Source organism: Arthrobacter sp. R4-81 (assembly GCF_054792365.1).
Genome location: NZ_CP096445.1, coordinates 362,024 through 374,308, shown reverse-complemented (window position 1 = coordinate 374,308; position 12,285 = coordinate 362,024). Strand labels below are relative to the sequence as shown.

Genomic DNA, 12,285 nt, shown 5'->3' with positions numbered 1-12,285 from the left:
ACGGCCGCATCACCACCGGGGCAGGCGATGATGCGGCCGTGCGTAATTGGCTGGACTTCCGGGTTGGACCCCTACTTCAGCGCGTTGTGTCCCCTGTTTTCGAGTTCCACATTGCCTGAACCCTTGCCCTTGGCCGAACCGTTGATGGCAGACGTTGTCTCGGCGAACGTCAGAGTGGCGTGTGCGATCGCATCGGCCATCTGTTCGAGCACCACGGCGTTGACATTGTTTATGGTGTCGCAGACGTTGTGGTAGCACGGGTCGTAAGGCGCGCCTGCAGTACCTCCGTACTCGGCCGCCTGTTCAGCAGACTTGATCCCCTCGGCGCCGGTGAACAGGCCACCCGCTGGGATGCCGTTCTCAATGAATCCAAAGTAATCGGAGCGCCCGTCAAACTCGGTCGGTTCCGCGGCCAGACCCTGGGAAGCGAAATACTCCAGGAAGACCTGCTCCACCCGTGCTGATCCGTTGGGTCCGGTTTCGCCGAAGGCCGAGCCGTCGCCGTCGTAGACGAAGCGCACAAAGTTGGGCGAGCCCACCATGTCGAAGTTGAGGTTGACTGCGTGGTCCTTGATTTCGGCCGACGTCAGTTGGGCGACGTAGTAATCCGAACCGACAAGGCCATCTTCCTCCCCTCCCCAGAAAGCGAAACGCACCCGGTTGGTGAGGGCATCTCCCGAAGCGGCCATCTGAAGAGCGGTCTCCAGGATGGCAGCTGAACCTGTGCCGTTGTCGTTGATGCCGGGACCCTCAGCCACGGAATCGAGGTGCGCGCCGACCACCACGGTCCTGTCCGTTCGTCCGGTGGTGTCCGCAAGAACGTTGAACGTGTTGATCGTGGTGAGGGTAGCGTCCACGGCCAGTCTCATGGTCAGGTTGCTGAGTCCTGCCAGTTCCTCGCCGATGGCAAACGTTGTTCCGACGGCGGGAATGGAGGCCTGCGGCGGATCCAAGGTGCCGAAAATGAGACCGAACCGGTCGTCGTCGGGTATCTCGTTGCCTTGATTGAAAATAATGACACCCACGGCCCCGGCTGCGGCGGCATTGTCCACCTTGGTCCGGAACGGGCAGGTACCACGCTGGATCAGAGCGATGTTTCCGGCGGTAAACCCGGCGAAGTCGCTCGCTTCGCAGCCGCTGGTGGACGCCCTGTCCCCGGCCAGGTTAATATCAACGGCTGTGACTGCGGCAGTGACATCGCCTGTCCCGGAGTACGTCATCACCTGGAACTCAGGCTCCTCGCCGTCGGGGACGTACGTTCTCGCAGTCGGTGTGATGCGCTCCATCGCGGCGCTGACGACGTTGAACTGGTCGTAACTGAAATACTGCCGGGTCGGCACATAGCCGGCCGCGGTCAACTGCTGTTCGATGTACACGGCCGACGCTTCATAGCCTGGCGTTCCCGCTGCCCTTGTGCCGCCGTTGGCATCGGCGATGGCCTGGAGGGCCTCAAGGTGATCTGTGATGTTGGCGGCAGACACGGCCTCCCGAAGGGCCAGAGTATCCGTTCCGTTGTCGGCATGGGCAGGTGGTGCCAATGTGAATGCGAGTGCGATTGTGGCGACGATGGCCGCACGGCCGTAGTTCCGATTCTTCTGCATTTAGGGGTCTCCTGAATTATGCGGAATCCGGTCCGGACATCTTCGTCAGGGCCGGTGGTGAGGTGAGCCTAGCGGATACGAATTCGGCGAGAAAGGGATTGACAAAGGACTTGAAGGATGTCGCTTGCAGATCGGCTTCAACGGGATACCATCAGGCCATGCGCGAGCTGCCCCAACCTAGCAACGTCGATCTCCTGGTACTTCACACCCTGGCGGTTTCGGCGGGTGGGGCCTTACTGAAGCCGGCAGAATAAAAGATGCGGAGCTGACCGCCTGCGAACTCGCAGCGGCCGGCACAAGGGAAGCCTTGACTGAGGCGTACCGCCACTTTCTGGTGCTGAATCCGGAACTGCTGGACCTCTGCACGGCGTGGCAGAGAATACCCGGCGAGGGAACGCTGAAGATGAACGATCACAGCGACTCAGGCTACGACGCCCGCGTCCTGTACAGGTTTGTGGAGTTCCATACCCGCGCGGGCGTTGTCTGTGCCGACCTGGCCACAGCGCTGCCCCGGTTCGAGCGGTACGCCCTACGGCTCGGAGACGCGATCAAGCGCAGCAAGTTCGGAGACCTGGACTACGTGACGGACAGTCCAGCCTCCTATCACTCCGTCTGGTTCCAGCTGCACGAGGACCTGCTGTCCACTCTCGGTATTCCGCGGTTCTGAATCAAGGCGGGCCAGTACCAGAATTGCCGAGGTCCTGCCGCGCAGCTGGCGCAAAGAGGGAGGGGAGGCTTTGTGGCCTCCCCTCCCTATGCTTACTTCACGAACGGCTCAACGTCACTTCAGTGCCGTCACCCGGATGCGGTCGATATTTGGTGCGTATTTGGACCTCAACAGTTCCGGAGCGGTGGCTGAAAGCAGTTCGGTGCTGTTGTAGTTCGGCAGCTCCTGTGAGGAGAACCTGATGGTGTTCGTTCCTGCTTTCAGCTCCACGGGAATTGTGAGTTCCCAGAAGTTGTTTGCGTGGAACGTGTGGGGGAACCAGCCTCGCTTAGTGGTTCCGCCGTTGACCTGGATTTCGGCATGGCGTGCCAGCGGGTCCGGGTTGTAGTGCGTGGCGGGTGACTGCTCCTGGTTGGAGTAGCGCACGGTCAGCGCGTACGTGCCGGCCACGGGTGCCTGGACGTTTCCGAAAGTGAGGGTGTTGGTGTTGTTGGGATCACCGCCAACGTTCGTCACGGCCTTGCCGCCCGAGGCCAGCAGGTAGTTGGTGATGGCGGCGGAACCGGAGAGCGTAGCTGTCTCCGCTTCATAGGCAGTGGAATTGAGCTTCCCGGATGATGCCCCAGTGCGGACCCGGTCCACATAGAGTGTGCCCGAATCAGCTGTTACCTGCACCTTGTTGATGCCTCCTGCGAGGAACACCGGCTTGGTGAGCGGCCCGGTGATTCCTTCGGCCACGTTCTGGCCGTTTACGCTCATGTTCGCAGTGCCGGTGCCAAGGATGTCCACGGAGAGCTCCGCCTCGCCGTCGACTGCAGAGTAGACCCAGAACGTGGCGCTTTGGCCCTGAGTCATGCGTGCCGTACCCGAACCGGAGACCCCGGTACGGGTGTAGTCGGCAACTGCCCCCTTGAGGGTTGCGTTTTCGCCTTCATATATGGCCTGTCCCGCAGCTGGGTTTTTCAGGGTGAGGTCGATCTTGTCCACAATGGCGTCGCCCTTGGTCCCCTTGGTTCCGGCCAGGTTCTTAGCAGACAGGGAAATGGTGTGTTTCCCGGCGGTCAGCTTGACCTTGGTGTCTGCGTGGTCCCAGACCACCCACTTGTAACCCAGCGGGAGGTACATTTCCTGCTCGGCTCCGCCGTCGACGGTGAGGAACACGTTTGTGGGCCCTTGTTCCTGGACCGCCCCATAGGTGTTCAGGGAGTTGGCGAAGACGCTGAGATCGTAGTCTCCGTTCTGTGGCACCGTGACGTCGAAGTTGAGCTTGATGTCTGACCCCGTGCGAAGGCCGCCGACGTTGTAGTTTCCTGAGGTGTAGAACTTAGAGACGGCCGACGGCGTCCCTTCCGGCCCGTTCTTGCTGTATCCGGTGCCGGTGAAGGCGGCGTTCTCGGCCTCGTACGTTCCCTTCCACAGCGAGGTTGCGGGGGTGCCGGTGGAGGCTTTCCCGCCGGGGCTGAGGATGATCTCGTAGGAGGAGTCAGCGTTGAGGGCGGGCAGGTGCGCACCGAAATCGAAGCCGATCGAGCCGTTGGTCACCGGGAGGTTCAGCTGGCCAACCACCGACGGCTGGGCCGCATCACCCAACTGGCCGCTCCAGCCGATCTCCCTGACCAGGGCGTGCACGCTGCTGCCGAACACTGCCGGATCCACTCCGTTGACCTGCACATGCTGGTTGCCGCTGGTTCCCCCAAGGAGGATGCGCGATTGCGCCTTCGCCTTGTCCAGCGTTGCCACGCCCTGAAGGGTGTAGCTGACGTCGGGCTTGGGCGGGGTGACCTTCACAGTATCCCCGGACATCTGGGCGTAGGCGTTCAGGAGCCACCACTGGCCGTTGGCGCGGTTCGCCTGGACTGCCGAGTCGCTGAGGTTGCCGTCAATGTTCCAGTAGGCGATGTCGCCGTCCACCTTCGAGTCCTCAATGGCGGAGAACCACTGGATCATCTGCCCCGGCACTGACGTGTGGTAATTGAAGGCGTATTCGTTGAGATTGATCGGCAGATGCTTGCCCGCAAGTGCGGTGCCGGCGAACGCAGTGTTTTCCCAGCCCCGGTAACGGGCAACGTTGCTACGGATGGATTGTGGAGCGCTGAGTTCATGCCACGTCATCACGTCCGGCACCGTTCCCGCCGCCACAGTGTGCTGAAGGAAACCTTGCACCTGGTTGTAAAGCGTGCTGGTATTCGGGCCGGCGATCCGGGCCGTCGGCATCTTGGCCCTGATGAGTTTGTACGTGTCATCCCACGCCTTGAAAAAGTACTGGGGATCGTTCAGCCAGCTGATGTTGTTGTAGCTCCACGTGCTGGTGCCGAACATGTTCCCTTCGGGTTCGTTGTACGGCACGAAAACAATATTGTCCCGGTACTCGACGGGAAGTTGCAGCACCTGGTCAACCTGGGCAGCAACCTTGGCCTTGTAGTCGTTCAGGCGAGCTTCCGGCGTGCTCCCGGGCCATTGGTAGGGGAAGCCGCGGTAGATGTCGGTCATGTAGATATAAACATCACCATTGGAGGCATCAGCAAGAGGCTTGACCACTTCCAGGGCGTCGGCTCCGGGGTGCTGGGGTCCGTCCTGGGCCTTGGTGGAGACCGTGCGCAGTTTGATGGCTTCCAGGAGATTGGCTGAAGGCAGCCCCTCGCCGTACACGCCGTACAGGGTGCCTGAAGCTCCGCCGTGGAAGGGGCCGGTGCTGGTTCCCAAGTCCACCGTGAAGTCCGCCCTCGCCACCGTGTCACCGGCCAGGGTGCGCACCTGCTCCGGGCTCAGCGCCTGGGAATAGACTCTGAAGTCATCGATCGCGCCGTCGAAAAAGGGGTGCCCTCCCCAAAACGCCTTACCCAAGGCTCCGGACGTGGTGTTCGTCGCGGAGTACATCTTCGCCACCAGGTCCACAGTTGCCGGCTTCGTCCCCAGACTTATGCCGTTGAGGAAGTACGTGATGGTTTGCTGGTCGATAGTGGTGGTCACGTTTACCCAGCTGCCAATCGGGATCTTGCTGCTTCCTGAAACACCGACTTCGGCCGTCCCGTTGACAGGCTTGATCGATGAGCGCGTTTTGGAGTCTCCCGCGAACGACGGCGTCAGGAACGTCGCGTTGTTCAGGTCCTTGCCGAGGCCGTACAGCCACTGAAAATCAGCCCCGCCATCCCACTTCATCCATGATGACACCGTCATCGCCGTCGCGCTCTGAAAGAGCCCGTTGGGCACTGTGACGTAGGGCGCCGTCGTCGAACCTGCCGCACCGCCGGGGAGGCTGATAGCCCTCGTGCCCGGTGTGCGGCCGTCCACGAACGTGGCGTTGGCTACGTTAGCGATCGCACCGTTGAGGTGCCTGGTGGACAGGTCCGTAACCGTAGAGCCAGCCACCTGGTTGGCTTCGAAATCGTAATGGAGGATCAGGCTCTCATCGGGAAGAGGCACATCAGCCGCGGCCACCATCATCGGGGCCGGGGCAGCTTGTGCTCCCGCAGGGGCAAAGAGGGTGAGTCCTCCACCGACACATAATGCGCCGGTGAGGGTGGCGGAGATGACACGGCTGGGGAGTGGACGTTGTTGTCGTTTCACCGAGTATCGCTTTCTGGGTTGGGGACAGTCGTTGGGTCCGCAGCGCTGGGAAACGACGTCGTCATCAATCCTGCTAGGCAGCTCGTGAAGTGACGTCGTAACGCTGTCGAACCGGTTCGAGCAGTGTACATACGCGTGATGGGGGCCACAAGAGTTTGGGCCCAAATCGGCCCCTTCCCAAGCTTGTTGGACCTAATGAGACGCTTCCGGGGGCCAATCTCAGGTATTTCGACTACACGTCATTGCCAGAACCAAAAATGGAGGCTACATTTAGCGAACCGATTCGACTCAGGAGGACCCTTGGCAACCATTGGTGACGTGGCACGTGAGGCTGGTGTCTCGCGCAGCACTGTCTCATACGCCCTTTCGGGGAAACGCTCCATCTCCCCGGAGACCCAGGAACGCATACGGGCGGCAGTGGAGAACCTGGGCTTCACCCCTAACGCCGGAGCGCGGGCACTGGCGAGCCAAAAAACCATGGTTCTGGGGCTTCTGCTTCACTTCAACGCTGACGAGTTCGCGCCGGCAATGATGCAATACGTTATGTCAGTGTCCAGTGCGGCACGGGAGCGCGGCTACGACATCCTCATGATCACCGAGGACGACGGCGCCGCGGCCCTCCGTAGGGTGACGGAGTCGAACATGGTCGACGGAGTGGTCCTCCTGGACATCCACCATTCCGATCCGCGGATTGACGTGATGAGGTCCGTGCGTCAGCCCGGCGCACTCATTGGGCTTCCCGGTGAGCCAAATGGCCTTGACGTCTTCGATCTGGACTTCGGAGAGGCAGCCAGGGTCATAGTCGACAACCTGTACGGGTTGGGGCATCGAGACATCATGCTGCTTTGCCCGCCAAAGCATGTCTTTGACCGGGGTGCAGCATATACATGGCGTTTCCGGGATGCGGCGCAGGAGCGTGCAGCCCGCTACGGCATCCACTTGCACACGTACTATGGCGAATCACGGCAGCCTGCCATTCAGACCAGCCTCGAGGCAATGCTGAGTTCACGGCCTGATGCGACCGCATTGATTGTCCACAACGATGCCACCATCGCAGCGCTGCCCGCGTTCCTCAGCAATCGTGGCATGTCTGTTCCATCCGATCTGTCCGTAGTCAGTCTCTATTCCAAGGAGTTCGGCCGGGACTTCTCACTCCCGTACACCGCCGTCGAGACTTCCCCTGGCGAACTTGGCCGGATGGCAGTCGAACGGCTTGTTCAAAGGATCAACAGTCCCGACCAGGCTGGCGAACCACTCGTCCGCTTCGTCGCCCCCGAGCTCGTGGACCGGGGCACGGTCCGCTAGCCAGTACAGACACGTCGTGGACTTCGCAGGGTCCGCGAGCTACTCCCGCACAGCCAAAAACAGCCCCACGCCCAGCTACCGCATACCCAAAATCCCGTTCAATCCCAACACCTGCACGTTTTTCAGAGAGGATCACCGTGTTTTACAAGAAATCAATGCAAACCAGATCCGCCGCTGTCCTCGCCTTGGCCGTTCTGGCCGGTGGCGGGCTGGCAGGCTGCGCTTCAGGTCCATCCCAGGCTACGTCTACAGCCAGCAGCGAGTTCACCTTCTGGGATCCATACCCCCAGTACGATGCCTCATCCGCTTGGGCGGGATCCATCGATAAGTGTGGTTCGGAGGCCGGAGCCACCATCAAGCGGACTGCCTATGACACCAGCGATCTGACCAGCAAGGCCCTGCTGGCCGGCCAGCAAGGCTCTTCACCCGATGTTCTGCTGGTGGACAATCCGGTGGTTTCCACCCTGGCCGAAGCCGGCGTGCTGACCTCAGCCAAGGACAGTGGCCTGGACGCTTCCCAGACGCAGGCGAACCTCCTGGCCGCAGGTGAAATTGACGGAGACGTTTATGGCGTTCCCATCGGGGCAAACACTCTTGCCCTTTACTACAATCCAAAGGTTCTTGAGGCAGCCGCCGTCGACCCGGCCTCCGTGACTGACTGGGCGTCCCTGAACGCAGCTCTTGAAAAGGTGAAAGCGTCCGGCAAGAAGGGTATTACGTTCTCTGCCGTCGGAACTGAAGAAGGAAGCTTCCAGTTCCTGCCGTGGTTCTGGGGCTCGGGAGCACAGCTCGATGACCTTTCCTCGAGCGACGCCGTATCCGCCCTGGCTCTGTGGACGGACTGGATCAAAGAAGGGCACGCTCCCAACTCGGTTATCAACAACACCCAGACCACAAGCTGGCAGGAATTCATGGCAGGCGACTTCGCCTTCGCCGAGAACGGAACCTGGCAGAAAGCAGACGCCGCGAAGGCCGGCTACAAGGTCATGCCCATCCCGGCTAAGTCCGGCGGTGCCGCGGCAGCCCCGACCGGCGGAGAGTTCCTGACTATCCCTGTCCAGAAGGAGACCGCACGGTACGAAACGTCCAAGAAGATCATCGCGTGCCTCACGAATGCCTCCAACGTGGTGGCCACCGACAACACATTGAACTACATCGCGCCCACCGAGGAAGCCCAGAAGGAACAGCTGGCAGCCGACGCCACGCTCAAGCCATGGATTGACGCCGTCGCCGCCGCCAAGGGGCGCACCAGCGACAACCTGGGCACCAATTACCCCAAAATCTCAGAACAGCTCTGGACGGCTGTCCAAGCTTCAGTGACGGGATCCGCCAGCCCTCAGGATGCAGCCAAGACCGCACAGTCGGCCGCGGCCGCCGCAACAAAGTAGCGGTTACGACGTAGCGGTCCGGGCGCAGGGATCCAAGTAACCCTGCGCCCTCGCCGCCCGCGTCAATGACTGCACCTCAACAGAAGGAATCACCATGTCACCCGTGAACATCGGGACCGCACCGCGGGAAGTACTCCCGGCCGTCGTGACAGCCGACGCCGTGGATACCCGCGCGCGGCGGGCTGCGGCGTCGACCCGCTGGTCTGCGGCAGCCTTCCTGGCACCCCTGCTGCTCTACTTGGCCATCTTTTATGCCTACCCGCTCTACCGGAACATCGAACTCAGCCTCAAGGCCTATACCGTCCGCAGCTTCGTCCAAGGTGACGCCCCCTTCGCCGGGTTGGACAACTACATCGAGGTCTTCACGTCACCCACGTTTGGACCGGCCATTTCCCACACGGCCACCTTCACAGTCGTCTCGATTGTCTTCCAGTTCGGGATAGGCCTGGCGCTGGCAGTGTTCTTCCACTCAGGGTTCAGGCTCTCCGGCACGCTGCGGGCCCTGTTTCTGGTGCCCTGGCTGCTGCCGCTGATTGTCTCCGCGTCCACCTGGTCCTGGATGCTCAACAGCGATTCGGGCATAGTCAATGCGGCCCTCATGGCGCTGGGGATGCCTCAGATCAACTGGCTCACCTCCCCTGACTGGTCCCTTGTGGCTGTTCTCATCGCCAACATCTGGATCGGTGTGCCATTCAACCTTGTGATCCTCTACAGCGGCCTGCAGGGAATCTCCACCGACGTGTATGAAGCCGCTGCCATCGATGGAGCCAACGCCTGGCAAAAGTTCTGGCGCATCACCCTTCCGCTGCTGCGGCCGGTTTCAGCCATCACCATCCTGCTGGGCCTTGTCTATACCCTCAAAGTCTTCGACATCATCTGGATCATGACAAAGGGCGGTCCGGCAGGTTCGTCCACCACCTTGGCAACCTGGACATATCAGCTGGGCTTTGGCTCGGTCCTTCCCGACTTTGGTCCCGCAGCAGCCATTGGAAACCTCCTGATCGTGCTCGCGGTGGTCTTCGGCTTCATCTACATCCGTGTGCAGAGCAGACAGGAAAATCAGTGAGTACCCGCCGCTTTTCTTTCAAGACCATTTTCGGAATTGTGCTGACCGCAATCATGCTGTTCCCGGTTTACTGGATGATCAACGTCTCCCTTACTCCCAGCACTGATATGAGGAAATCCCCGCCAAGCCTGTTTCCCGTGGACGTGACTTTCGAAGGCTATTCGGCTGTCCTCCAGCAGCAGATACCTTTCCTGGGGACCAGCCTCATCCTGGGGCTGGGCACAGTGATCCTGACTGTTGCTGTGGCGGCCCCGGCTGCCTTTGCACTGGCCAAACTGCGGCCCCGCGGAACAGGGCTCCTGAATTTCCTCATGCTTATCGCCCAGATGATTCCGGCCATCATCATTGCCATGGGCTTCTACGCCATCTACCTGGGCATGGGAGTTTTGAACACGCTTCCAGGGCTGATCGTGGCCGACTCGACCATCGCAGTTCCGTTTGCCGTGCTGATCTTTTCAGCCTTTATGTCCGGAATCCCCGATGAACTGCTGAACGCTGCAAAGATCGACGGCGCATCAAACTGGCGCACTTTCCGCTCCATCGTTATGCCGGTCAGCCGAAACTCAGTGGTTACCGTTTCGCTGTTCGCCTTCCTCTGGGCCTGGTCCGACTTCATCTTTGCATCGACCCTGAATAACGGCGGTGCCCTGCGGCCCATCACCCTTGGCATCTACGCCTACATCGGGAACAACAACCAGCAATGGAACGCCATCATGGCAACAGCCGTGGTGGCCTCCATCCCGGCAGCCGTCCTGCTCGTGGTGGCGCAGAAGTATGTCTCAGCAGGTGTCACGGCCGGCGCCGTCAAAGACTGAATCAGTCCCCACCGCTCATTCGCCTGGTTCGCGGACGTCCATCACCGCTGCCCCCCTTTACGTTGACAGGAACAACCATGCCCAAAAACTCCCGTGTCGCCTTCGACATTGACCACATCCCCTTCAGCACCCGCGGATCATGGCTGAACCTGTCGCGGGTCATCGGACTCCACAAGAGTGCTCCGGACATCCATCTTGTGACCCACCAAAACGGGCACCGGAATGGCCTGACAGGTGTTCTTGGGCTGACACCGCGTAGGAACGGAGGCAAAGTGGATGCCACCGTTGAAGCGAACAGCTCAGTGCTTTCATGGGTCGACGGCGACGCGAGAGTGGACGCCGTCTTCGACGGCCCGGAGATCCTCCGCATCTCCGGGCAGGGACTGGCTTTGCGCCTGGAAGACGCAGCCGCGAGCCTCACGCCCTTTACCGGGACATTCTTCTACTACGACCCCGTCAGCAAAGGGTGGTGCTTCACGTCCTACGAAACGGGCCTGAGGTACAGGATCACTGTCGTGAAAGGCGCGCTGTCCGCGGTCGGCTCGGAAGCCTTGGGCCAGGCGAAGCGATGGGTTGAAGTGAGCGCCTCGAACGGGACGTGGGAAATCGCCATCGATGAATTCCGTACTGCGAGGGAGCCTTTGGTGCTTCAAACGTCCTTCGAGGAGTCGGTGGCAAAAGCCGACGCCACCTTCGCAGGCTACTTGGACCGGATAGCGTCATGGCGGAACCAGGAAACCCCCGCTGCTGCCCTTGCCGCCTACGTTCTCTATTCAGCAACCGTCAGCCCTCTGGGATTCCTCCACCGTGAGTCCGTGCTGATGTCCAAACACTGGATGGACAAGGTCTGGAGTTGGGATCACTGTTTCAACGCCGTCGCCCTGTCCGCCGGTTTTGCGGAGGAAGCCTGGGACCAGTTCCTTGCTCCGTTTGATCACCAGACTCCAGAGGGCGCACTCCCTGACTCCATCTCCCACTCCGAACTTCTGTACAACTACGTCAAGCCTCCCATCCATGGGTGGGCCTACTCCAAGCTCCGGGAGAGCCTGCCCGTGATCGACGACGCCCTGCTGAGGGAGATCTATGGTGCCCTTTCGCGGTGGACAGGGTTCTGGATCAGCCACCGCACAAGTCCGGGGCGCGGGCTCCCCTACTATCAGCACGGCAATGACAGCGGGTGGGACAACTCGACGACGTTTGATAAGGACCGGCTCATTGAGTCTCCGGATCTGGCTGCTTTCCTCGTCTACCAGCTGGACGTCCTCATCGACATTTCACAGGAACTTGGTACAGGCGAGGAAGGCGTCTGGCGGGGTCACCGGGACAGGATTTTCCAAGGACTGATGGGACTCTGGGACGGGGACGCCTTCCGGGCCTACGCCCCGTTGACGGGACGCTGGAGTACCTCCACCAGCCTCCTGAACCTTCTTCCGCTCCTGATCTCTGACCGGCTGCCCGCGGAAATTGGCCAGACCCTGGCTGTCCGCCTCACCGAACACCTCACCAACTGGGGTCCGGCAACCGAGCCGCCCGCTTCCCCGCTCTACGAAGCCGACGGATACTGGCGGGGACCCATCTGGGCCCCGTCGACCTACCTGATTGAAGACGGGCTGCGACGAGGCGGCTATGTGGATCTGGCAAACGGAATCAGCACCCGGTTCCGGACCCTTTGCGAAACCAGTGGGTTCGCTGAGAATTTTGACGCCCTGACCGGCGAGGGGCTCCGCGACAGGGCTTACACCTGGACCGCAAGCACATACCTGGCTCTCGCCGCGGATGCCGTCCATCGGTCCACCGAAAGCCAGGTTTCAGCAGTAGACGCCCCGGACGAGCTGTTTGTCGATGCGGGCTGAATGACCGTCGAGGGGCGCCGGTG

General features: G+C 60.9%; 8 protein-coding genes. 6 read left to right on the top strand and 2 right to left on the bottom strand.

The window, feature by feature from the left end; genetic code table 11:
- Positions 1-71: 71 nt before the first annotated feature.
- Positions 72-1,601 carry a M28 family peptidase gene (locus M1E05_RS01830; RefSeq protein WP_461164268.1) on the bottom strand — a complete coding sequence of 510 codons (1,530 nt, stop codon included), beginning with the start codon at positions 1,599-1,601 and terminating at the stop codon, positions 72-74.
- Between the two features lie 307 nt (positions 1,602-1,908).
- Between M1E05_RS01830 and M1E05_RS01825 the strand changes: the two genes are divergently transcribed.
- Positions 1,909-2,268: a hypothetical protein gene (locus M1E05_RS01825; RefSeq protein WP_461164267.1), complete on the top strand. Its 360-nt coding sequence runs from the start codon at positions 1,909-1,911 to the stop codon at positions 2,266-2,268.
- Between the two features lie 114 nt (positions 2,269-2,382).
- Here M1E05_RS01825 and M1E05_RS01820 read toward each other — a convergent pair whose 3' ends face one another.
- The gene (locus tag M1E05_RS01820) at positions 2,383-5,835 is read right to left on the bottom strand and encodes a LamG-like jellyroll fold domain-containing protein (protein WP_461164266.1); all 3,453 of its coding nucleotides are present in this window, start codon (positions 5,833-5,835) and stop codon (positions 2,383-2,385) included.
- A 300-nt stretch (positions 5,836-6,135) separates the two neighbouring features.
- Here M1E05_RS01820 and M1E05_RS01815 point away from each other — a divergent pair, with 300 nt between their 5' ends.
- The 5 genes from M1E05_RS01815 to M1E05_RS01795 all read left to right on the top strand — a co-directional run bounded on the left by M1E05_RS01815 (position 6,136) and on the right by M1E05_RS01795 (position 12,262).
- Positions 6,136-7,140, top strand: a complete 1,005-nt coding sequence (locus tag M1E05_RS01815) for a LacI family DNA-binding transcriptional regulator (protein ID WP_458112454.1) — start codon at positions 6,136-6,138, stop codon at positions 7,138-7,140.
- A gap of 155 nt (positions 7,141-7,295) precedes the next feature.
- Positions 7,296-8,528, top strand: coding sequence for a sugar ABC transporter substrate-binding protein (locus M1E05_RS01810; protein WP_458112455.1), 1,233 nt, complete (start codon positions 7,296-7,298; stop codon positions 8,526-8,528).
- Between the two features lie 94 nt (positions 8,529-8,622).
- Positions 8,623-9,594, top strand: coding sequence for a carbohydrate ABC transporter permease (locus M1E05_RS01805; protein ID WP_458112456.1), 972 nt, complete (start codon positions 8,623-8,625; stop codon positions 9,592-9,594).
- A 53-nt stretch (positions 9,595-9,647) separates the two neighbouring features.
- Positions 9,648-10,409: a carbohydrate ABC transporter permease gene (locus M1E05_RS01800; protein WP_458114588.1), complete on the top strand. Its 762-nt coding sequence runs from the start codon at positions 9,648-9,650 to the stop codon at positions 10,407-10,409.
- Between the two features lie 77 nt (positions 10,410-10,486).
- On the top strand, positions 10,487-12,262 hold the full coding sequence (locus M1E05_RS01795; protein WP_461164265.1) for an amylo-alpha-1,6-glucosidase: 1,776 nt from the start codon (positions 10,487-10,489) through the stop codon (positions 12,260-12,262).
- The last annotated feature ends 23 nt before the right edge of the window (positions 12,263-12,285 follow it).

Excerpts from the sequence above, each read along its gene's own strand:
- M1E05_RS01800 (WP_458114588.1), top strand. The coding sequence starts at position 9,648 with ATGCTGTTCCCGGTTTACTGGATGATCAACGTCTCCCTTACTCCCAGC.
- M1E05_RS01830 (WP_461164268.1), bottom strand. The coding sequence starts at position 1,601 with ATGCAGAAGAATCGGAACTACGGCCGTGCGGCCATCGTCGCCACAATC.
- M1E05_RS01810 (WP_458112455.1), top strand. The coding sequence starts at position 7,296 with ATGCAAACCAGATCCGCCGCTGTCCTCGCCTTGGCCGTTCTGGCCGGT.
- M1E05_RS01805 (WP_458112456.1), top strand. The coding sequence starts at position 8,623 with ATGTCACCCGTGAACATCGGGACCGCACCGCGGGAAGTACTCCCGGCC.
- M1E05_RS01795 (WP_461164265.1), top strand. The coding sequence starts at position 10,487 with ATGCCCAAAAACTCCCGTGTCGCCTTCGACATTGACCACATCCCCTTC.